Annotated in this window: 22 protein-coding genes; 19 read left to right on the forward strand and 3 right to left on the reverse strand. The window is 71.9% G+C overall.

Annotated elements, in window-relative coordinates:
- Positions 1-143: 143 nt before the first annotated feature.
- Together AB0D45_RS25575 and AB0D45_RS25580 are read right to left on the reverse strand one after the other, a co-directional pair.
- The gene (locus AB0D45_RS25575) at positions 144-1,373 is read right to left on the reverse strand and encodes a DUF349 domain-containing protein (RefSeq protein ID WP_361599736.1); all 1,230 of its coding nucleotides are present in this window, start codon (positions 1,371-1,373) and stop codon (positions 144-146) included.
- Positions 1,374-1,563: 190 nt separating this feature from the next.
- Positions 1,564-2,346, reverse strand: coding sequence for a peptidylprolyl isomerase (locus AB0D45_RS25580; protein ID WP_362463000.1), 783 nt, complete (start codon positions 2,344-2,346; stop codon positions 1,564-1,566).
- A 152-nt stretch (positions 2,347-2,498) separates the two neighbouring features.
- Between AB0D45_RS25580 and AB0D45_RS25585 the strand changes: the two genes are divergently transcribed.
- The 4 genes from AB0D45_RS25585 (at position 2,499) to AB0D45_RS25600 (ending at position 6,665) form a co-directional block, all read left to right on the forward strand.
- Entirely contained in the window at positions 2,499-3,209 is a 711-nt protein-coding gene (locus AB0D45_RS25585; RefSeq protein WP_361599742.1) for an MBL fold metallo-hydrolase, read from the forward strand.
- A 10-nt stretch (positions 3,210-3,219) separates the two neighbouring features.
- A complete protein-coding gene (gene hisS / locus AB0D45_RS25590) occupies positions 3,220-4,479 on the forward strand; it encodes a histidine--tRNA ligase (protein ID WP_362463003.1) in 1,260 nt (419 codons plus the stop codon).
- Between the two features lie 175 nt (positions 4,480-4,654).
- Positions 4,655-5,269 carry a vitamin K epoxide reductase family protein gene (locus AB0D45_RS25595; RefSeq protein WP_362463005.1) on the forward strand — a complete coding sequence of 205 codons (615 nt, stop codon included), beginning with the start codon at positions 4,655-4,657 and terminating at the stop codon, positions 5,267-5,269.
- A 40-nt stretch (positions 5,270-5,309) separates the two neighbouring features.
- Positions 5,310-6,665, forward strand: a complete 1,356-nt coding sequence (locus tag AB0D45_RS25600; RefSeq protein ID WP_362463007.1) for a replication-associated recombination protein A — start codon at positions 5,310-5,312, stop codon at positions 6,663-6,665.
- A 37-nt stretch (positions 6,666-6,702) separates the two neighbouring features.
- On the opposite strand, the gene AB0D45_RS25605 is transcribed toward AB0D45_RS25600, so the two are convergent.
- Positions 6,703-7,620 carry a DUF2470 domain-containing protein gene (locus AB0D45_RS25605; RefSeq protein WP_362463010.1) on the reverse strand — a complete coding sequence of 306 codons (918 nt, stop codon included), beginning with the start codon at positions 7,618-7,620 and terminating at the stop codon, positions 6,703-6,705.
- A gap of 55 nt (positions 7,621-7,675) precedes the next feature.
- Here AB0D45_RS25605 and rpsD point away from each other — a divergent pair, with 55 nt between their 5' ends.
- The 15 genes from rpsD (at position 7,676) to nusB (ending at position 21,561) form a co-directional block, all read left to right on the forward strand.
- Positions 7,676-8,287: a 30S ribosomal protein S4 gene (gene rpsD, locus AB0D45_RS25610; protein ID WP_007263048.1), complete on the forward strand. Its 612-nt coding sequence runs from the start codon at positions 7,676-7,678 to the stop codon at positions 8,285-8,287.
- A gap of 186 nt (positions 8,288-8,473) precedes the next feature.
- On the forward strand, positions 8,474-8,902 hold the full coding sequence (locus AB0D45_RS25615; RefSeq protein ID WP_361599758.1) for a DUF948 domain-containing protein: 429 nt from the start codon (positions 8,474-8,476) through the stop codon (positions 8,900-8,902).
- Between the two features lie 8 nt (positions 8,903-8,910).
- A complete protein-coding gene (locus tag AB0D45_RS25620) occupies positions 8,911-9,273 on the forward strand; it encodes a DUF6167 family protein (protein ID WP_362463013.1) in 363 nt (120 codons plus the stop codon).
- Positions 9,273-11,942, forward strand: a complete 2,670-nt coding sequence (gene alaS, locus AB0D45_RS25625) for an alanine--tRNA ligase (RefSeq protein WP_361599764.1) — start codon at positions 9,273-9,275, stop codon at positions 11,940-11,942. The genes AB0D45_RS25620 and alaS overlap by 1 nt, the downstream gene beginning before the upstream one ends.
- Before the next feature lie 2 nt (positions 11,943-11,944).
- Positions 11,945-12,415, forward strand: a complete 471-nt coding sequence (gene ruvX, locus AB0D45_RS25630) for a Holliday junction resolvase RuvX (protein ID WP_359121373.1) — start codon at positions 11,945-11,947, stop codon at positions 12,413-12,415.
- Between the two features lie 123 nt (positions 12,416-12,538).
- On the forward strand, positions 12,539-14,263 hold the full coding sequence (gene mltG, locus AB0D45_RS25635) for an endolytic transglycosylase MltG (protein WP_362463016.1): 1,725 nt from the start codon (positions 12,539-12,541) through the stop codon (positions 14,261-14,263).
- Between the two features lie 7 nt (positions 14,264-14,270).
- Positions 14,271-15,098, forward strand: a complete 828-nt coding sequence (locus tag AB0D45_RS25640; protein WP_362463019.1) for a shikimate dehydrogenase — start codon at positions 14,271-14,273, stop codon at positions 15,096-15,098.
- A gap of 206 nt (positions 15,099-15,304) precedes the next feature.
- Positions 15,305-16,489 (forward strand): chorismate synthase, encoded by a 1,185-nt coding sequence (aroC, locus tag AB0D45_RS25645; protein WP_361599776.1) that lies wholly within the window; start codon positions 15,305-15,307, stop codon positions 16,487-16,489.
- The gene (locus AB0D45_RS25650) at positions 16,486-17,004 is read left to right on the forward strand and encodes a shikimate kinase (protein ID WP_362463023.1); all 519 of its coding nucleotides are present in this window, start codon (positions 16,486-16,488) and stop codon (positions 17,002-17,004) included. The genes aroC and AB0D45_RS25650 overlap by 4 nt, the downstream gene beginning before the upstream one ends.
- On the forward strand, positions 17,001-18,092 hold the full coding sequence (gene aroB, locus AB0D45_RS25655; protein WP_361599782.1) for a 3-dehydroquinate synthase: 1,092 nt from the start codon (positions 17,001-17,003) through the stop codon (positions 18,090-18,092). The genes AB0D45_RS25650 and aroB overlap by 4 nt, the downstream gene beginning before the upstream one ends.
- Complete coding sequence (gene aroQ, locus AB0D45_RS25660) at positions 18,089-18,529, forward strand: type II 3-dehydroquinate dehydratase (protein WP_362463026.1); 441 nt, start codon at positions 18,089-18,091, stop codon at positions 18,527-18,529. The genes aroB and aroQ overlap by 4 nt, the downstream gene beginning before the upstream one ends.
- A gap of 46 nt (positions 18,530-18,575) precedes the next feature.
- Positions 18,576-19,310, forward strand: a complete 735-nt coding sequence (locus AB0D45_RS25665) for an AAA family ATPase (protein ID WP_361599788.1) — start codon at positions 18,576-18,578, stop codon at positions 19,308-19,310.
- An 84-nt stretch (positions 19,311-19,394) separates the two neighbouring features.
- Complete coding sequence (locus AB0D45_RS25670) at positions 19,395-20,501, forward strand: aminopeptidase P family protein (protein ID WP_362463029.1); 1,107 nt, start codon at positions 19,395-19,397, stop codon at positions 20,499-20,501.
- 59 nt (positions 20,502-20,560) lie between these two features.
- Positions 20,561-21,127, forward strand: coding sequence for an elongation factor P (gene efp / locus AB0D45_RS25675; RefSeq protein ID WP_361599794.1), 567 nt, complete (start codon positions 20,561-20,563; stop codon positions 21,125-21,127).
- A 2-nt stretch (positions 21,128-21,129) separates the two neighbouring features.
- Positions 21,130-21,561 carry a transcription antitermination factor NusB gene (gene nusB / locus AB0D45_RS25680; protein WP_361599797.1) on the forward strand — a complete coding sequence of 144 codons (432 nt, stop codon included), beginning with the start codon at positions 21,130-21,132 and terminating at the stop codon, positions 21,559-21,561.
- The last annotated feature ends 51 nt before the right edge of the window (positions 21,562-21,612 follow it).

Consider the following 21,612-nt stretch of genomic DNA (forward strand, 5'->3'; position numbering starts at 1 on the left):
AGAGGCTCCACAAAAGGGGACGCGTTCGCGGCGTGTGAGGAAGATCCGGTACGGGGGGCGCGCCACCCCGCGACGGCCGATGGGCACCACCGGACGGAACCGGTGGTGCCCATCGGCGGAGCAGGGCCCAGGGCCCCAGGGCGTCAGCCGCCGAACTCCTCCAGGCCCTTCAGCGCCTGGTCCAGCAGGGCCTGCCGGCCCTCGAGCTCACGCGCCAGCTTGTCCGCCTTCGCGTTGTTGCCGGCCGCGCGCGCCGCGTCGACCTGCTCGCGCAGCTTGTCGACGGCCGCCTGGAGCTGACCCGTCAGACCGGCCGCGCGGGCCCGCGCCTCCGGGTTCGTACGGCGCCACTCGCCCTCCTCGGCCTCCTGGATCGCCCGCTCCACGGCGTGCATCCGGCCCTCGACCTTGGGACGCGCGTCGCGCGGCACGTGGCCGATGGCCTCCCAGCGCTCGTTGATGGCACGGAACGCGGCGCGGGCCGCCTTCAGGTCCGTCACGGGGACGAGCTTCTCCGCCTCGACGGCCAGCTCCTCCTTCAGCTTCAGGTTCTCGACCTGCTCGGCGTCGCGCTCCGCGAAGACCTCGCCGCGCGCCGCGAAGAACACGTCCTGCGCACCGCGGAAACGGTTCCACAGGTCGTCCTCGGCCTCGCGCTGCGCCCGGCCCGCCGCCTTCCAGCTGTCCATCAGCTCGCGGTAGCGGGCGGCCGTCGGACCCCAGTCCGTCGACTTCGACAGCGACTCGGCCTCCGCGACCAGCTTCTCCTTGGCCTTGCGGGCCTCCTCGCGCTGGGCGTCCAGCGCGGCGAAGTGGGCCTTGCGGCGCTTGGAGAAGGCGGAGCGGGCGTGCGAGAAGCGGTGCCACAGCTCGTCGTCCGACTTGCGGTCGAGCCGGGGCAGGCCCTTCCAGATGTCCACCAGCGCGCGCAGCCGCTCGCCGGCGCTGCGCCACTGGTCGCTCTGCGCCAGCTGCTCGGCCTCGGTGACCAGGGCGTCCTTGGCCGAACGGGCCTCGTCCGCCTGCTTGGCCTTCTGGACCTTGCGCTCCTCGCGCCGCGAGTCCACCGTCGCCACCAGCTTGTCGAGCCGGACGCGCAGCGCGTCGAGGTCCCCGACGGCGTGGTGCTCGTCCACCTGGGTCCGCAGGTGCTCGATGGCCGTCTGGGCGTCCTTGGCGGACAGATCGGTGGTCCGCACCCGCCGTTCGAGGAGGCCGATCTCGACCACCAGGCCCTCGTACTTGCGCTCGAAGTAGGCCAGGGCCTCCTCGGGGGTGCCCGCCTGCCACGAGCCGACGACCTGCTCGCCCTCGGAAGTACGCACGTACACGGTGCCGGTCTCGTCGACTCGGCCCCACGGGTCGCTGCTCACAGCGCCTCCTCCACCTGATGCCCGCCGAGGGGTTCAGCCCCCGGGCATCGTCCACAGTTTCCTGGGGCGGGCAGCGCCCGCCCTGCACAACGCCAACATAGGCGACCGCCGGGCCGGCTGTCCGCATCCCGCACGACGGAATATCGGTGCGGGGGAGGCGGGCCGGCCGGGCCCGGGGCCGCGTGACCCGTCAGTTCTTGGTGACGGCGCCCTTCTGGATGGTCACCGGCGTCTTGGGGGCCCCGTCCTGGGCTCCGTCGGAGGTCCCGGCCTTGGCCACCTCCTCCAGCACCTTCAGGCCCGCGGCGTCGATCCTGCCGAAGGGCGTGTAGGACGGGGCGAGGGGGCTGTCCTTGTAGACGAGGAAGAACTGGCTGCCGCCGGTGCCGGGCCGGCCGGTGTTCGCCATCGCCACGGTGCCGGCCGGGTAGATCACCTGGCCCTGCTCGTTCGGCTTGCCCAGGGCGTCCAGGTTCTCGTCCGGGACGTTGTAGCCGGGCCCGCCCATGCCCGTGCCCTCCGGGTCGCCGCACTGGAGGACGAAGATCCCGCCCGTCACCAGGCGGTGGCACTTGGTGCCGTCGAAGAAGCCCTTGTCGGCGAGCGACTTGAACGAGTTCACCGTCTGCGGGGTCTTCGCGGCGTCCATCTCGAACTTCACGTCGCCCGCGCTGGTCTTCAGGTCGAAGGTGTACTTCGCCTTGTCGTCGATCGCCATAGCGGGGGAGGGGGACTTCTTCGGCGCCGGCGCCGACGGGCTCGCCGAGGGGTCCGCCGCCGCGTCCTTCGTGTCCTCGCCGTCGAACACGCCGCCCGCGACGAGGCCGACCAGCGTGGCGACCACGACGGCCGCCGCCGCGCCGATGACCGCCATGCGCTGCCGCGACTTGCGGCGGGCCTCCGCGCGGCGCTTCTGCTGGCGCTCGAACTTCTCCCTGGCGAGCTGTCGCCGACGCTGATCGCTCGTGACCACCGGGTCGTCTCCTTGTGCGTCTCTGGTACCGCTGTCCGGGCTGGGTTAGGCCGTACCGTATATGGGTTCGCTGTGTGATGAGGGGCGCCGGTAGGCTCTGAGCAGCAGATTCCGATCCGCTGCCTGCCGCCGGACGACGATTGAGGACGAACGTGCTGATTGCCGGATTCCCCGCCGGGGCCTGGGGCACCAACTGCTACCTGGTCGCCCCCGCCGCCGGTGAGGAGTGCGTCATCATCGACCCGGGCCACCAGGCCGCCCAGGGCGTCGAGGAGACGCTGAAGAAGCACCGTCTCAAGCCCGTCGCGGTCGTCCTCACCCACGGCCACATCGATCATGTGGCCTCGGTGGTCCCGGTGTGCGGAGCACACGACGTACCGGCCTGGATCCACCCCGAGGACCGCTACATGATGAGCGACCCGGAGAAGGCGCTCGGCCGCTCCATCGGGATGCCGCTCATGGGGGAGCTGACCGTCGGTGAGCCGGACGACGTCCGCGAGCTGTCCGACGGCAGCAGCCTCAAGCTGGCCGGGATGGAGTTCTCGGTGGCGCACGCGCCCGGGCATACCAAGGGGTCGGTGACCTTCCGGATGCCCGAGCAGGCGGAGGTCCCGCCGGTCTTCTTCTCGGGTGACCTGCTCTTCGCCGGCTCCATCGGACGCACCGACCTGCCCGGCGGCTCCCACGCCGAGATGCTCCAGTCGCTGGCCCGCGTGTGCCTGCCGCTGGAGGACTCGACGGTGGTGCTGTCCGGCCACGGTCCCCAGACCACCATCGGCCGCGAGCGCGCGACCAACCCGTACTTGCGGGAAGTCGCCGCCGGCCTGGGGGACGGCACCGCCGCCCCACGACGAGGAATGTGACGAGAGTTTCGTGGCTACTTTTCAGGCCCCCAAGGGCACGTACGACCTGATCCCGCCGGTCTCCGTGAAGTACCTGGCGGTGCGCGAGGCCATCTCCGCGCCCCTGCGCAACTCCGGCTACGGCTACATCGAGACCCCCGGCTTCGAGGACGTCGGCCTCTTCGCCCGCGGCGTCGGCGAGTCCACCGACATCGTCTCCAAGGAGATGTACGCCTTCGAGACCAAGGGCGGCGACCAGCTCGCCCTGCGCCCCGAGGGCACCGCCTCCGTCCTGCGCGCCGCGCTGGAGGCCAGCCTGCACAAGAAGGGCAACCTGCCGGTCAAGCTCTGGTACTCGGGCTCGTACTACCGCTACGAGAAGCCGCAGAAGGGCCGCTACCGCCACTTCTCGCAGGTCGGTGCCGAGGCCATCGGCGCCGAGGACCCGGCGCTGGACGCCGAGCTGATCATCCTGGCCGACCAGGCGTACCGCTCGCTGGGCCTGCGGAACTTCCGCATCCTGCTGAACTCGCTCGGCGACAAGGAGTGCCGCCCCGTGTACCGGGAGGCGCTCCAGACCTTCCTGCGCGGCCTCGACCTCGACGAGGAGACCGTCCGCCGGGCCGAGATCAACCCGCTGCGCGTCCTCGACGACAAGCGGCCCGAGGTGCAGAAGCAGCTGGTGGGCGCGCCCGTGCTGCGCGACTACCTCTGCGACGCCTGCAAGGCGTACCACGAGGAGGTCCGGGCCCTGGTCACGGCAGCCGGCGTCGCTTTCGAGGACGACGAGAAGCTCGTGCGCGGCCTCGACTACTACACCCGCACCACCTTCGAGTTCGTCCACGACGGCCTGGGCTCGCAGTCCGCGGTCGGCGGCGGCGGCCGCTACGACGGCCTGTCCGAGATGATCGGCGGACCGGCGCTGCCGTCGGTCGGCTGGGCGCTCGGGGTGGACCGCACCGTCCTCGCCCTGGAGGCGGAGGGAGTGGAGCTGGACATCCCGGCCTCGACGGCGGTGTTCGCGGTCGCGCTGGGCGCGGCCAAGCCGGCCGTCTTCGCCCTGGTGACCGAGCTGCGCAAGGCCGGGGTCGCGGCCGACATGTCCTACGGTGGAAAGGGCCTCAAGGGCGCCATGAAGGACGCCAACCGCAGCGGCGCGCGCTTCGCGATCGTCGCGGGTGACCGCGACCTCGCCGAGGGCGTCGTCCAGCTCAAGGACATGGAGTCCGGCGAGCAGGCCGCCGTGCCGGTCACCGACGTGGTCGCCCAGGTCCGGGCCCGTCTGGCCTGACGTACGCGTCCGCCCGGGGCGGGGCGGGGGACGTCCTCCCCCGCCCCGCCCCGGGCCGTTTTCCGAGGGGGCGTCCCGGCCGTCCTTATCCCCGCCGAACGGAAGGCGCACGCCCCCGTACGGCACAATGGCCCCTGCTTGATGACCTTGCGGACGCGGAGCGGGCGGGATCGGGATGACGACAACAGGCGCGGGCGCGGACACCGCCCGGCGGACCTTCGGCGGGAGCCGGGCACTGGCCCTGCTGCTGGTCATCACGGGAGCGGCGGGCCTGCTGGCCGCCTGGGTGATCACCATTGACAAGTTCAAGCTGCTGGAGGACCCGAACTTCACGCCGGGCTGCAGCCTGAACCCGATCGTCTCCTGCGGCAACATCATGAAGAGCGAGCAGGCGGCGGTCTTCGGCTTCCCGAACCCGATGCTGGGCCTGGTCGCCTACGGGATCGTCGTCTGCGTCGGCATGAGCCTGCTGGCCGGCGCCCGCTTCGGCCGCTGGTACTGGCTGACCCTGAACGCCGGCACCCTGTTCGGCGTCGGCTTCTGCACCTGGCTGATGTACCAGTCGCTGTACAACATCAACTCGCTGTGCCTGTGGTGCTGCCTGGCCTGGGTCGCCACCATCCTGATGTTCTGGTACGTCACCTCGCACAACGTCCGCCAGGGCCTGCTGCCCGCCCCCGGCCCGCTGCGCGGCTTCCTGGACGAGTTCACCTGGGTCCTGCCCGTCCTGCACGTCGGGATCATCGGCATGCTGATCCTGACCCGCTGGTGGGACTTCTGGACCTCCTGAGCCCCGCCGCTCTGTCAGTGGCCTCGCATAGGCTTCCGGTGTGGAACCAGATCTCTTCACCGCCGCCGCCGAGGACCGCCGGGAGAAGGACCCCGCGAGCTCCCCGCTCGCCGTCCGCATGCGCCCGCGCAACCTGAACGAGGTCGTCGGCCAGCAGCACCTGCTGAAGCCGGGCTCGCCGCTGCGCCGGCTGGTGGGGGAGGGCGCCGGGGGACCGGCCGGGGCCTCGTCGGTGATCCTGTGGGGGCCGCCCGGCATCGGCAAGACCACCCTCGCCTACGTCGTCAGCCAGGCCACCCAGAAGCGGTTCGTCGAGCTGTCGGCGATCACCGCGGGCGTCAAGGAGGTCCGGGCCGTCATCGAGGGCGCCAAGCGCGCCGCCGGCGGCTACGGCAAGGAGACCGTCCTCTTCCTCGACGAGATCCACCGCTTCAGCAAGGCGCAGCAGGACTCGCTGCTGCCCGCCGTGGAGAACCGCTGGGTCACCCTGATCGCGGCTACCACGGAGAACCCGTACTTCTCGATCATCTCCCCGCTGCTGTCGCGCTCGCTCCTCCTCACCCTGGAGCCGCTGACCGACGAGGACCTGAGCGCGCTGCTGCGGCGCGCGCTGACGGAGGAGCGCGGGCTGGGCGGGGCGGTGGCCCTGCCGGCCGACGCCGAGGCGCACCTGCTGCGCATCGCCGGCGGCGACGCCCGCCGGGCGCTGACCGCGCTGGAGGCGGGGGCCGGTGCGGCCATCGCCAAGGGCGAGGAGGAGATCACCCTCCAGACGCTGGAGGAGGCGGTCGACCGGGCGGCGGTCCGCTACGACCGGGACGGCGACCAGCACTACGACGTGGCGAGCGCCCTGATCAAGTCGATCAGGGGTTCGGACGTGGACGCCGCCCTGCACTACCTGGCCCGGATGATCGAGGCGGGGGAGGACCCGCGGTTCATCGCGCGGCGCCTGATGATCTCCGCGAGCGAGGACATCGGCCTGGCGGACCCGACGGCCCTGCCGCTGGCGGTCGCGGCCGCCCAGGCGGTGGCGATGATCGGCTTCCCGGAAGCCGCCCTGACCCTGTCGCACGCCACCATCGCGCTGGCGCTCGCGCCCAAGTCGAACACCGCGACGACCGCGATCGGCGCCGCGCTGGCCGACGTCCGCGCCGGGCTGGCCGGGGCCGTGCCCGCGCACCTGCGGGACGGGCACTACAAGGGCGCGGCGAAGCTGGGGCACGCGGTCGGCTACGTCTACCCGCACGACGTGCCGGGCGCGATCGCGGCGCAGCAGTACGCCCCGGACGAGATCCACGGCAAGCGGTACTACGAGCCGACGCGCTACGGCGCCGAGGCGCGCTACGCGGACGTGGTCGACAAGGTGCGCGAACGCCTGCGCGGCGGCGGCTCCTGAGACCTCGGCAGCGCCGGGTTCCGGCCCGGGGCGGGCCTCAGCGAGCGGCGGCGAAGAGGGCGCGCATCGCCCGCCGCAGGCCGCAGACGTCGGCCACCGGCTCCGGGAAGTCGAAGCGGGCGTCGAAGGAGGCCCGGCCGGGTCCGCCGGTGAAGCGCACGCGCAGCCCCAGGCGGTCCAGGGCCAGGGGTACGGCGCTCATCCCGGCCGTGTGCCGGGAGCCGAGCAGCCCGCACAGATCGGCGACGCGTTCGGCGTGGGCGGAGGCCAGGTGCTGGAGCAGCTCCGTCTCGTGGGCGGTCAGCGGGTCCGGCGCGGCGGCCACCAGCTCGTCCGGGTCCACCGGCTCGGCGCCCCACAGGTCGTCCACCGCGATCTCGCCGACCTCCAGGCGCAGCATCATCTGGGCGGGGCGGCCGGTGTACGGGGGGTCCAGCGACTCGGTCAGGCCCAGCAGCTCGCCCACCGGATGCCGCTCCGCGAGCAGCGCCGCACAGGGCGCGCGGTCGTCCCCGCGCACCGGCGTCAGCCACCCGGCCAGCCGCGCGCGGCCTCGGATACGATGGGGCACGGACACCGGCGCCACGTCCGTGATCTCGATCACGGCCGGGAGGTCGTCGTCCTGGGCGTGAGCGGCTGCCCTGGCAGCCGCGGATCCCCCTGGTACCAGGAGGAGCACGTCCCCGTCCGGGGTGACGGTCCGCGCGGCCGGCACCCCTGTCCACCACTCCGCCTGGTCAGGGGACCGCACCTGGTCGAAAGCACCGGGCAGCGTGAGGGATACTGAGGCGTTGGACTCTACGAGGGTTCGTACGCGTTCGGCTCCGGTGAGCTGCCGAACGCCTTCCCTGGGACGCGGCTGACCTTGCTTATCGTCGTCGAAAGCGGATTCCGTTTCGTTGGAATCCGAACTGCGGCGCGCACTGGGCAGGGGGATCCCATGTGGTCGAGACATTACGTCCTCCTCGATAAGGTAAGCCTCACCTAACTTACATGGAGGTAGGTTCCCCGTGAACCAGAAGCGACCCAAGGTCAAGAAGTCTCGTGCCCTCGGCATCGCCCTGACGCCGAAGGCCGTCAAGTACTTCGAGGCCCGCCCCTACCCGCCGGGCGAGCACGGCCGTGGCCGCAAGCAGAACTCGGACTACAAGGTCCGTCTGCTCGAGAAGCAGCGTCTGCGCGCCCAGTACGACATCTCCGAGCGCCAGATGGCCCGCGCGTACGACCGCGCGAAGAAGGCCGAGGGCAAGACGGGCGAGGCGCTCGTCGTCGAGCTCGAGCGTCGTCTGGACGCCCTGGTCCTGCGTGCCGGCATCGCCCGCACCATCTACCAGGCCCGCCAGATGGTCGTCCACGGCCACATCGAGGTCAACGGCGGCAAGGTCGACAAGCCGTCGTTCCGCGTGCGTCCCGACGACGTCATCACGGTCCGCGAGCGCAGCCGCGAGAAGCACCCCTTCCAGGTCGCCCGCGAGGGTGGCTACGCCGGCGAGGGCGAGACCCCGCGTTACCTCCAGGTGAACCTGAAGGCCCTGGCCTTCCGCCTGGACCGCGACCCGAACCGCAAGGAAATCCCGGTCATCTGCGACGAGCAGCTCGTCGTCGAGTACTACGCCCGCTGATCCGGCGGCCGTAGCCCTCACAGGCTGGTATCGGCCCGCCGTCCCCTCCGGGGGGCGGCGGGCCTTTCCGTGCCCGGAAGCCGTCCGGGAATTCCGGTACTGCGGCGGATCTCCGGCGCGATAGGGTCGGAGAAGACTTTTCTCCGTAGGCAGTCCGTGGGCGAGCAGATCAGAAAGCGGTGCAACGTGTCCGGTGGAGAGGTGGCCGGCATCCTCGTGGCCGTCTTCTGGGCCATCCTGGTGTCCTTCCTCGCCGTGGTGCTGGTGCGGCTCGCGCAGGTGCTGCGGGCGGCCACCAAGCTCGTGGCCGACGTCACCGAGCAGGCGGTCCCGCTCCTTGCGGACGCCTCGACCACCGTCCGCTCCGCGCGCACCCAGCTCGACCGGGTCGACGCCATCGCGAGCGACGTCCAGGAGGTCACCTCCAACGCCTCCGCGCTCTCCTCCACCGTGGCCTCCACCTTCGGCGGACCCCTGGTCAAGGTCGCGGCCTTCGGCTACGGCGTCCGCAAGGCCCTGGGCCGCACGCAGGACGAGCCGCAGAAGACCACCCGGCGAACCGTGATCGTCGGCCGTACGGTGCCGCAGGCCCGGCGCCGGAAGCAGAAGGGCTGAAACCGCCGATGTTCCGCCGAGCCTTCTGGTTCACCGCAGGCGCCGCCGCCGGCGTGTGGGCCACCACCAAGGTCAACCGGCAGCTGAAGAAGCTGACGCCGGAGAGCCTCGCCGCCCAGGCCGCCGACAAGGCCGTGGAAGCCGGGCACCGCCTCAAGGAGTTCGCCCTCGACGTCAAGGCGGGAATGACGCAGCGCGAGGACGAGCTGAACGACGCACTGGGGTTGCACCAGGATCCCGACCGGCCCGACAACGTCACCGCCCTGCCCGGGCCGCGACGGCTGCGGGCCATCGAGTACCACCAGAACGACCAGACCACCCACCGTTCGAACCGCTCGACGGTCACGCACAACCGGAATGAGGACCACTGATGGAGTCGGCTGAGATCCGCCGCCGCTGGCTGAGCTTCTTCGAGGAGCGCGGTCACACCGTTGTCCCTTCGGCGTCGCTCATCGCGGACGACCCGACTCTGCTGCTGGTCAACGCGGGCATGGTGCCCTTCAAGCCGTACTTCCTCGGCGAGACCAAGCCCCCGGCCCCTCGCGCCACCAGCGTGCAGAAGTGCGTCCGCACGCCGGACATCGAAGAGGTCGGCAAGACCACCCGCCACGGCACGTTCTTCCAGATGTGCGGCAACTTCTCCTTCGGGGACTACTTCAAGGAAGGCGCCATCAAGTACGCCTGGGAGCTGCTCACCAGCTCCGTGGCGGACGGCGGCTACGGCCTCGAGCCCGAGAAGCTGTGGATCACGGTCTACCTCGACGACGACGAGGCCGAAACGATCTGGCGCGACGTGATCGGCGTCCCGCAGGAGCGCATCCAGCGGCTGGGCAAGAAGGACAACTTCTGGTCCATGGGCGTTCCCGGCCCCTGCGGCCCCTGCTCCGAGATCAACTACGACCGGGGCCCCGAGTTCGGCGTCGAGGGCGGCCCCGCCGTCAACGACGAGCGCTACGTGGAGATCTGGAACCTGGTCTTCATGCAGTACGAGCGCGGCGCCGGCGACGGCAAGGAGGACTTCCCGATCCTCGGGGACCTGCCGTCGAAGAACATCGACACCGGTCTCGGCCTCGAACGCCTCGCCATGATCCTGCAGGGCGTGCAGAACATGTACGAGACCGACACCCTGCGCGTGGTGATGGACAAGGCCACCGAGCTGACCGGCGTGCGCTACGGCGCCGCGCAGAGCACCGACGTCTCGATGCGCGTGGTCGCCGACCACATGCGCACCTCCGTCATGCTCATCGGCGACGGCGTCACCCCCGGCAACGAGGGCCGCGGGTACGTGCTGCGCCGCATCATGCGCCGCGCCATCCGCAACATGCGCCTCATGGGCGCCACCGGCCCCGTCGTCCAGGACCTGATCGACGTCGTCATCGACACGATGGGCCGGCAGTACCCGGAGCTGCTCACCGACCGCAAGCGCATCGAGACCGTGGCCCTCGCCGAGGAGGCCGCCTTCCTCAAGGCCGTCAAGGGCGGCACCAACATCCTCGACACCGCCGTGACCGAGACCAAGGCCGCCGGCGGCACGGTCCTCTCCGGCGACAAGGCGTTCCTGCTCCACGACACCTGGGGCTTCCCGATCGACCTCACCCTGGAGATGGCCGCCGAGCAGGGCCTCACCGTGGACGAGCCCGGCTTCCGCCGCCTGATGCAGGAGCAGCGCGACCGCGCCAAGGCCGACGCCAAGGCCAAGAAGACCGGCCACGCCGACATGTCGGCCTACCGGGAGATCGCCGACGGCTCCGGCGCCACCGAGTTCACCGGCTACGCCACCAACCAGGGCGAGGCCACCATCGTCGGCCTCCTGGTCAACGGCGTCTCCGCGCCGGCCGCCTCCGAGGGCGACGACGTCGAGGTCGTCCTCGACCGCACCCCCTTCTACGCCGAGGGCGGCGGCCAGCTCGCCGACCAGGGCCGCATCAAGCTCGACTCGGGCGCCGTCATCGTCGTCCGCGACGTGCAGCAGCCGGTCCCGGGCGTCTCCGTGCACAAGGGCTCGGTACAGGTCGGCGAGGTGACCGTGGGCGCCTCCGCCTACGCCGCCATCGACGTCCACCGCCGCCGGGCCATCGCCCGGGCCCACTCGGCCACGCACCTGACCCACCAGGCGCTGCGCGACGCCCTCGGCCCGACGGCCGCCCAGGCCGGCTCCGAGAACTCGCCCGGCCGCTTCCGCTTCGACTTCGGCTCGCCGAACGCCGTCCCCGGCTCGGTGCTCACCGACGTCGAGCAGAAGATCAACGACGTGCTCTCCCGCGAGCTCGACGTCCACGCCGAGATCATGAGCATCGACGAGGCGAAGAAGCAGGGCGCCATCGCCGAGTTCGGCGAGAAGTACGGCGAGCGGGTCCGCGTCGTCACCATCGGCGACTTCTCCAAGGAGCTGTGCGGCGGCACGCACGTCGGCAACACCTCCCAGCTGGGTCTGGTGAAGCTGCTCGGCGAGTCCTCCATCGGCTCCGGCGTGCGCCGCGTCGAGGCCCTCGTCGGCGTCGACGCGTACAACTTCCTCGCCAAGGAGCACACGGTCGTCGCCCAGCTCCAGGAACTGGTCAAGGGCCGTCCGGAGGAGCTGCCGGAGAAGATCGCCTCCATGCTCGGCAAGCTGAAGGACGCCGAGAAGGAGATCGAGAAGTTCCGCGCGGAGAAGGTCCTCCAGGCCGCCGCCGGTCTCGCCGCGGGCGCCCAGGACATCCGCGGCACCGCCCTCGTCGTCGGCCAGGTGCCGGACGGCACGGGCGCCGACGACCTGCGCAAGCTGGTGCTGGACGTCCGCGGCCGCATCCAGGGCGACCGCCCGGCCGTCGTCGCGCTGTTCACCGTGGCGAACGACCGCCCGCTGACCGTCATCGCCACCAACGAGGCGGCCCGCGAGCGCGGCCTCAAGGCCGGTGACCTGGTCCGCACCGCCGCCAAGACCCTCGGCGGCGGCGGTGGCGGCAAGCCGGACGTGGCCCAGGGCGGCGGCCAGAACCCGGGCGCCGTCCCGGAGGCCATCGCCGCGGTCGAGCGCCTCGTGGCAGAGACGGCCTGACGATGAGCCTGCGCCGCGGCCGCCGACTGGCCATCGACGTCGGAGACGCCCGGATCGGGGTCGCGTCCTGCGACCCCGACGGGGTGCTGGCCACGCCGGTGGAGACCGTCCCGGGCCGGGACATCCCCTTCGCCCACCGGCGGCTGCGGCAGCTCGTCGAGGAGTACGAGCCCCTCGAAGTCGTGGTCGGCCTCCCCCGCTCGCTCAGCGGGCGCGAGGGGCCGGCCGCGGCCAAGGTGCGCGCATTCGCGAACGAACTGGCCAAGGGGATCAAGCCGGTGACGGTGCGGCTGGTGGACGAGCGGATGACCACGGTCACCGCCGCCCAGGGCCTGCGCGCCTCCGGCAGGAACGCGAAGAAGGGCCGGTCGGTCATCGACCAGGCGGCCGCTGTGGTCATCCTCCAGAACGCTCTTGAGACCGAACGGGTATCAGGTAATCCGCCCGGTGAGTGCGTCGAAGTGGTTGTCTGATCGCGATACGGTAACGTTCCGCGCGATGAGACGGCATTCGAACAGCCGTCGCTCACAAGAGGCGGAACCGGGTGTCGCGGCCGATGGAAGCCGTGGCCTTCGTCTCGCGGCTCTAGGGGACCGATGACTGAGTATGGCCGGGGCGGTGGCTCCGAACCGTGGCACCCCGGGGACCCGTTGTACGGGGACCAGGGGTGGACCGCGCACCAGACGCAGCAGGCGCAGGTGCCCTACTCCGGGGACCCGCAGCAGCACTACGCCCACCCGCAGGAGCCGCAGTACCAGCAGCAGTACGAGGGCCAGTACCCGCAGCAGTACCCCGAGCAGGGCTATGACCAGCAGGTCCAGCACCCGCACCAGCCCATGGCCCAGCAGCCGATGGCGCCGCAGCCCCTGTACGACGGCAGCGGCGGCCAGGGCTGGGACACCGGCCAGGGCCAGTACGCGGCCGCCGCCGTGCAGGTCGACGCGTACGCGGTCGCGGACCCGTACGCCGGCGCGGACCCGTACGCGCAGCAGGCCGTGGCGGCCTACCCCGGCGAGGCCCCCGACCTGTACACCACGGCCGAGGCCTACCCGCCGCCCACGCCGCCCGGCCTGCGCCACCTCGAACCGGAACCGGTCGAAGAGGCTCCGGTCGAGGAGCCCGAGGAGGACTTCCTCGCCGAGGGCGGCCGCTCGGACGACGGCGACGAGCCGCCCTCGCGCGGGCGTCGCGCCGGCGGCCGCGCCAAGGGCGGCAAGGGCGGCAAACAGAAGAAACGCAGCGGCGCGGCCTGTCTGATCGCCGCCGTGGTGATCGTCGGCGTCGTCGGCGGTGGCGGCTACTACGGCTACACGTACCTCAAGGACCGCTTCGGCGCGGCCGAGGACTTCGCCGGCGAGGGCAGCGGCGAGACGGTCGAGGTCGAGATCCCCAAGAACGCCGGCCTGGGCCAGATGGGCCGGATCCTCAAGCAGGCCGGCGTGGTCGCCAGCGCCCAGGCCTTCGTCGACGCCGCCAACGCCAACCCCAGGGGCAAGTCGATCCAGCCCGGCGTCTACCCGCTGAAGAAGAAGATGTCGGCGGCGGCCGCCGTCGCGGTGATGATCGACCCCACCAAGCTGAACGTCCTCACCGTCACCGAGGGCATGCGCAACTCCAAGGTGTACGAGGCGATCGACAAGAAGCTCGGCAAGCCGGACGGCACCACGAAGGACATCGCCCAGCGCGAGGCGAAGAACCTCGGCCTGCCGGCCTGGGCCGGGAACAACCCGAAGATCGTGGACCCGCTCGAGGGCTTCCTGTTCCCGATGCGCTACGACCTCAGCAAGGACAGCACCCCCGAGTCCCTGCTGCGGCAGATGGTCAAGAACGCGGCCGACAAGTACCTGGAGATGGGGATCGAGGGCAAGGCCAAGGAGCTGGGCCTGGAGAACCCGCTCCAGGTGGTCACCGTCGCCAGCCTCGTCAACGCCGAGGGCAAGAACCACGACGACTTCCGGAAGATGTCCGAGGTGGTCTACAACCGCCTCAAGAAGACCAACGACGTCACGAACCAGAAGATCGAGTTCGACTCGACGTACAACTACGTCAAGAACCAGAGCGAGATCAACTTCAACCTCAAGGAAGCGCAGAGGTTCGACAACCCGTACAACACCCACTTCGTCAAGGGACTGCCGCCCGGCCCGATCGGGAACCCCGGCGCGGACGCGGTGACCGCTACGCTCAACCCCGACCACGGCGGCTGGATGTTCTTCGTGTCGGTCGACGGCGACAAGACGACCTTCACCAAGACCTACGACGAGCACCTGAAGCTCGTCGCGGAGTTCCAGGAGCGGCAGGCGCAGAAGAAGAACGGCGGGTAGGCACGACATGTCACGGATACGGGCCGCGGTGCTGGGTTCGCCCATCGAGCACTCCCTCTCACCGGTGCTGCACCGCGCCGCGTACCGGGAGCTGGGCCTCGCCGACTGGTCCTACGACCGGTTCGAGATCGACGAGGCCGCGCTGCCCGCCTTCGTGGCCGGCCTCGGCCCCGAGTGGGCCGGGCTGTCGCTGACCATGCCGCTCAAGCGGGCGGTCATGCCGCTGCTCGACGCGGTCAGCGACACCGCGGCCTCCGTGGAGGCCGTCAACACGGTCGTCCTCACCGAGGACGGACGCCGCCTCGGCGACAACACCGACATCCCCGGGATCGTCGCCGCCCTGCACGAGCGCGGCGTCGAGAAGGTGCCCGCCGCCGCCGTCCTGGGCGCGGGCGCCACCGCCTCCTCGGCGCTCGCCGCCCTCGCCCGCATCTGCACCGGCGAGGTCACGGCGTACGTCCGCTCCCGCGCCCGCGCCGACGAGATGCGCCAGTGGGGCGAGCGGCTCGGCGTCGACGTCCGCACCGCCGACTGGTCCGACGCGGCGCAGGCGCTGGCCGCCCCGCTGGTCATCGCCACCACCCCGGCCGGTGCCACGGACGACCTGGCAACCGCCGTCCCGGCCGCCCCCGGCACCCTCTTCGACGTCCTCTACGACCCCTGGCCCACCGCCCTGGCGGCCTCCTGGACGCAGCGCGGCGGCACCCTCCTCGGCGGCCTCGACCTGCTCGTCCACCAGGCCGTGCTCCAGGTCGAGCAGATGACCGGCCGCACCCCGGGCCCCCTCGCGGCCATGCGGGCCGCCGGCGAAGCGGCACTGCGCGCCCGCCACTGACGCGTACCCGGCCCTGCGCGACGGCCGCGGGCGCGGAACGTAGGGAACGGATAGCCGCGCCCGGCAGAGTCCCCGCGTACCCCTCGTCCGTCAGCTGGACCGAGATCCGCCGGACAGCCCGGACGTGGGAGGATTCGGGTACGGCGGTCCGGTCCGCGCATCCGGACGCGTCGTCGCAGTGCCAGGCGCGAGCATGAGGAGCATCGTTGAGCAGGTTGCGTTGGCTGACCGCAGGAGAGTCGCACGGACCGGCACTGGTCGCGACGCTGGAGGGCCTTCCCGCCGGCGTCCCGGTCACCACCGAGCTGGTGGCCGACCACCTGGCGAGGCGCCGGCTCGGCTATGGCCGCGGTGCCCGGATGAAGTTCGAGCAGGACGAGATCACCTTCCTCGGCGGCGTCCGCCACGGCCTGTCCCAGGGCGGCCCGGTCGCGGTCATGATCGGCAACACCGAGTGGCCCAAGTGGGAGACGGTCATGTCGGCCGACCCCGTCGACCCCTCGCTGCTCAAGGAAACCGGCCGCAACGCGCCGCTGACCCGCCCCCGCCCCGGCCACGCCGACCTCGCGGGCATGCAGAAGTACGGCTTCGACGAGGCCCGGCCGATCCTGGAGCGCGCCAGCGCCCGTGAGACGGCCGCCCGCGTCGCCCTCGGCGCCGTAGCCCGCTCCTTCATCAAGGAGGTCGCCGGCATCGAGATCGTCTCGCACGTGGTGGAGCTGGCCTCGGCCAAGGCGCCCTACGGCGTCTACCCGACCCCGGCCGACGTCGAGAAGCTCGACGCCGACCCGGTGCGCTGCCTCGACGCCGACGCGTCGAAGGCGATGGTCGCCGAGATCGACCAGGCCCACAAGGACGGCGACACCCTCGGCGGCGTCGTCGAGGTCCTCGCGTACGGCGTGCCCGTCGGCCTCGGCTCCCACGTCCACTGGGACCGCCGCCTCGACGCCCGCCTCGCCGCCGCGCTCATGGGCATCCAGGCCATCAAGGGCGTCGAGGTCGGCGACGGCTTCGAGCTGGCCCGCGTGCCCGGCTCGAAGGCGCACGACGAGATCGTCTCCACCCCCGAGGGCCTCAAGCGCACCTCCGGCCGCTCCGGCGGCACCGAGGGCGGCCTGACCACCGGCGAGCTGCTGCGCGTACGCGCCGCCATGAAGCCCATCGCGACCGTGCCGCGCGCCCTGGCCACCGTCGACGTCGCCACCGGCGAGGCGACGGTCGCGCACCACCAGCGCTCCGACGTCTGCGCCGTGCCCGCCGCGGGCATCGTCGCCGAGGCCATGGTCGCGCTCGTGCTGGCCGACGCCGTGGTCGAGAAGTTCGGCGGCGACTCGGTCCCCGAGACCCGCCGCAACGTCCGGTCGTACCTCGACAACCTGCAGATCCGGTGACGGGCGGCCCCCTGGTCGTACTCGTCGGACCCATGGGCTCCGGCAAGTCCACGGTCGGCGCGCTGCTCGCCCGGCGGCTCGGCGTCCCCTACCGGGACACCGACGCGGACATCGTCGCGGCCCAGGGCCGGGCGATCTCCGACATCTTCGTCGACGAGGGCGAGCCCTACTTCCGCGAGCTCGAGCGCGGGGCCGTCGCGGCCGCCGTCGCCGAGCACACCGGAGTGCTCGCCCTCGGCGGCGGCGCCGTCCTCGACGAGGGCACCCGCGCCCTGCTCGCCGGGCTGCCCGTCGCGTACCTGTCGATGGACGTCGAGGAGGCGGTGCGCCGCGTCGGCCTCGGCGCGGCCCGCCCCCTGCTGGCCGTCAACCCGCGCCGCCAGTGGCGCGAGCTGATGGAGGCCCGGCGCCCCCTGTACACCGAAGTCGCGCGCGTCGTCGTGGCCACCGACGACCGCACCCCCGAAGAGGTCGCCCAGGCGGTCCTCGACGCTCTGGAGTTGAAGGACGTATGACAGACCAGGTGACGCGGATCCAGGTCGGCGCCAGCGCCGGACACGACGCGTACGACGTGCTGGTCGGCCGGCAGCTGCTCGGCGAGCTCGGCGGCCTGATCGGCCCGAAGGCCCAGCGGGTCGCCGTGATCCACCCCGAGGCGCTCGCCGACACCGGCGAGGCGCTGCGCGCGGACCTGGCGGAGCAGGGCTACGAGGCGATCGCCATCCAGGTGCCGAACGCCGAGGAGGCCAAGACCATCGAGGTGGCCGCGTACTGCTGGAAGGCCCTCGGCCAGTCCGGCTTCACCCGCACCGACGTCATCGTCGGCGTGGGCGGCGGAGCCACCACCGACCTGGCGGGCTTCGTCGCCGCCGGCTGGCTGCGCGGAGTGCGCTGGGTCGCCGTACCGACCACGGTGCTGGGCATGGTGGACGCGGCCGTCGGCGGCAAGACCGGCATCAACACCGCCGAGGGCAAGAACCTCGTCGGAGCCTTCCACCCGCCGGCCGGGGTGCTCTGCGACCTCGCGGCGCTGGAGTCGCTGCCGGTCAACGACTACGTCAGCGGCCTGGCCGAGGTCATCAAGGCCGGCTTCATCGCCGACCCGGTGATCCTCGACCTGATCGAGGAGGACCCGGCCGCCGCCCGTACGCCCGCCGGCCCGCACACGGCCGAGCTGATCTGCCGCTCCATCCGGGTCAAGGCCGACGTGGTCTCCAGCGACCTCAAGGAGTCGGGGCTGCGCGAGATCCTGAACTACGGCCACACCCTCGCGCACGCCATCGAGAAGAACGAGCGCTACAAGTGGCGCCACGGCGCGGCGGTCTCCGTCGGCATGGTCTTCGCGGCCGAGCTCGGCCGGCTGGCCGGGCGCCTGGACGACGCCACGGCCGACCGTCACAGGGCGGTCCTGGCCTCGGTGGGCCTGCCGCTGACCTACCGCGGCGACCAGTGGACCAAGCTGCTCCAGACCATGCAGGTCGACAAGAAGTCCCGCGGCAACCTGCTGCGCTTCATCGTCCTGGACGGCCTGGCCAAGCCCACCGTGCTGGAGGGCCCCGACCCGGCCCACCTGGTCGCCGCGTACGGCGAGGTCTCGGCGTGAGCCGCCGGGTGCTGGTCCTGAACGGCCCGAACCTGGGCCGGCTCGGGTCCCGCGAGCCCGACGTGTACGGGGCCACCTCGTACGCCGGGCTGGTGGAGAGCTGCCGCGCCCTGGGCGCGGAGCTCGGCTTCGACGTGGAGGTCCGCGAGACCAACGACGAGGGCGAGCTGGTGCGCTGGCTGCACGAGGCGGCGGACGGCAGGATCCCGGTGGTCATCAACCCGGGCGCCTTCACGCACTACTCGTACGCCATGCGGGACGCGGCCGCGCAGCGCACCGCGCCGCTGATCGAGGTGCACATCTCCAACCCGTACGCGCGGGAGGAGTTCCGGCACACCTCGGTCATCGCGGCCGTGGCGACCGGCACCGTCGCCGGCTTCGGACTGGGCTCCTACCGGCTGGCGCTGCGTGCGCTGGCGGAAGAGGTCACGGCCTGAGATAACGTTCTCGCATCAGTCGCCTGAACGAGACGGAGTGGCGCGGATGCAGCACGGAGTGGGGGGCTGGGGTCTGCCGGGACAGCCCCCGGCGGTTCCCCCGCAGCCGCCGATACCCCCTGCGCAGGGCTGGCCGGTGGCGCCGGTCCCCGACGCGACGGGGCACATACCGCTGCCTCCCGCCGCCGCGGCACCGCCCGCGGCGTCCGCGCCCGGCACCGGCGGGGCCACGCTCGCCGTGCTGCTCATCGGCCCGGCGGGCGCCGGCAAGACCACCGTGGCCCGGCACTGGGCGGGCACCCGCCCGGTGCCGACCGCGCACATCAGCCTGGACGACGTCCGCGAGTGGGTCTGCTCGGGCTTCGCGGACCCGCAGGCCGGCTGGAACGACCACTCCGAGGCCCAGTACCGCCTCGCCCGCCGCACCTGCGGCTTCGCAGCCCGCAACTTCCTGGCCAACGGGATCTCCTGCATCCTCGACGACGCGGTCTTCCCGGACCGTCCCGTGGTGGGCCTCGGCGGCTGGAAGCGCCATGTGGGGCCCGCGCTGCTGCCGGTGGTGCTGCTGCCCGGCCTGGAGATCGTCCTGGAGCGCAACGCGGCCCGCTCCGGCAACCGCCGGCTCTCGGACGAGGAGGTGGCCCGCATCCACGGCCGGATGGCGGGCTGGTACGGGTCCGGGCTGCCGATCATCGACAACTCCCAGCTGGACGTCGAGGGCACTGCGCGGGCCCTGGACGAGGCCCTCGCCCGGGCGCTGGCCAGCCCGCCCCGCTGGTAGGGAGCCTGCTGGGGGGCGCGGTCGCGGCCCCGTCCGGACGCGCTCGCCGGGCCGGATGCGCGGGGCGCTCGTAGGCTCGAAGACATGTCAGACGTGTACGCGGCCCGCAGGGGCCTGCTCCGGGAGCGCTGCGGCGCCGCTGGCAACTCCGCCGCACTGGTCACGCGTCCGGCGAACGTCCGCTACCTCGCCGGGGCGTCCCCGCTGGACGCAGTCCTGCTGGTCGGGCCCGCCGAGGACGTGCTGTTCTGCGCCGGGCCGCCCACCGGCGAGGCGGACGAAGGACGGCTGGACGAGGGGCTGCGGGTGTCCGTGCTGCCCACCCCGGGCGCCGATCCGGCCGTGGCAGCGGCCGACCTGGCGGCCTCCGGGCGGGCCGACTCGCTCGCGGTGGAGGAGCACCACCTCACCGTCGGCCGGCACCGGGCCGTGCACTCGGTCGCCCCCCGGCTGCGGCTGGCGGACCTCGGCGCGGCCGTGGAACAGCAGCGGCTGGTCAAGGACGAGGAGGAGATCGCCTGCCTGCGGATCGCCGCGGAGATCGCCGACCAGGCCCTCGGCGAGCTGCTGGAGTCGATCCTGGTGGGCCGCACCGAGCGCCACCTGGCCCTGGAGCTGGAGCGCCGGCTCGTCGACCACGGCGCGGACGGCCCCGCATTCCCCACCTCCGTCGGCACCGGCCCCCACTCGGGCCGCTCCCGGCACCGGCCCTCGGACCGGCGGGTGGAGGAGGGCGACTTCCTCTCCGTCTGCCTGGGGGCGAACTACCGGGGCTACCGCTGCGAGATCGGCCGCACCTTCGTGATCGGCACCACCCCGGCGGACTGGCAGATCGAGCTGTACGACCTCGTCTTCGCCGCCCAGCGGGCGGGCCGGCAGGCCCTCGTACCGGGCGCCGCGTACCGCGAGGTGGACCACGCGGCACGGTCCGTACTGGACTCGGCGGGGTACGGCGAGGCGCTGGCGGGATGGATGGGGCACGGGGTCGGCCTGGAAATCGACGAGGACCCGCAGCTTGCACCTACGGCAATGGGTAAACTGGACGCTTGCGTGCCGGTCACCGTCGAACCGGGGGTTCACCTCCCCGGCCGGGGAGGTGTCCGGATCGATGACACGCTCGTCGTGCGCCCCGAGGCGGACGGCGGTCCCGAGCTACTCACCATTACGACCAAGGAGCTGCTCGCGCTCTAGTCCGCACCGCCGGACCGTGCGCGCGTCCTTGGTCTTCCAGTGCAGGAGATTCCGCAACCGTGGCTTCCACGAACGACCTCAAGAACGGCATGGTGCTCAAGCTCGACGGTGACCAGCTCTGGTCCGTCGTCGAGTTCCAGCACGTCAAGCCCGGCAAGGGCCCGGCCTTCGTGCGCACCAAGCTCAAGCACGTGCTCTCCGGCAAGGTCGTCGACAAGACCTTCAACGCCGGCACGAAGGTCGAGACCGCCACGATCGACCGGCGTGACATGCAGTTCTCGTACATGGACGGCGACTACTTCGTCTTCATGGACATGCAGACCTACGACCAGCTGATGGTCGACCGCAAGGCCGTCGGCGACGCCGCCAACTTCCTGATCGAGGGCTTCACCGCCTCCGTCGCCCAGCACGAGGGCGAGGTGCTGTACGTCGAGCTGCCGGCCGCCGTCGAGCTGACCATCGAGCACACCGACCCGGGCGTCCAGGGCGACCGCTCCACCGGCGGCACCAAGCCCGCCAAGCTGGAGACCGGCCACGAGATCCAGGTCCCGCTCTTCGTCACCACCGGCGAGAAGATCAAGGTCGACACCCGCACCAGCGCCTACCTCGGCCGGGTGAACAGCTAACCGTGGCTGCCCGGAGCAACGCGCGCAAGCGCGCCTTCCAGATCCTGTTCGAGGCCGACCAGCGCGGTGTGCCCGTGCGCGAGGTCCTCGCGGACTGGATCCGCCACGCCCGTTCGGACGACCGGCAGCCGCCGGTCAGCGCCTTCACGATGGATCTCGTCGAGGGCTACGCCGACAAGGTGAAGCGCATCGACGACCTGATCGTCACCTACGCCGTGGACTGGGACCTCGACCGGATGCCGGTCGTCGACCGGAACATCCTGCGTCTCGGCGCCTACGAGCTGATCTGGGTGGACGACACCCCGGACGCCGTGGCGATCGACGAGGCCGTCCAGCTGGCCAAGGAGTTCTCCACGGACGACTCCCCGGCCTTCGTGAACGGCCTGCTGGGCCGTTTCAAGGACCTGAAGCCGAGTCTGCGCCGGGGCGAGTAGCCTCCCGCGGAACCGGCTGTGGGGGTTGGGGGGCGGCCGCGGGGGGGCGCG

Origin of the sequence: Streptomyces sp. NPDC048352 (assembly GCF_040651895.1) — a bacterium.
In the GTDB taxonomy this organism is placed as follows: Bacteria; Actinomycetota; Actinomycetes; order Streptomycetales; family Streptomycetaceae; genus Streptomyces.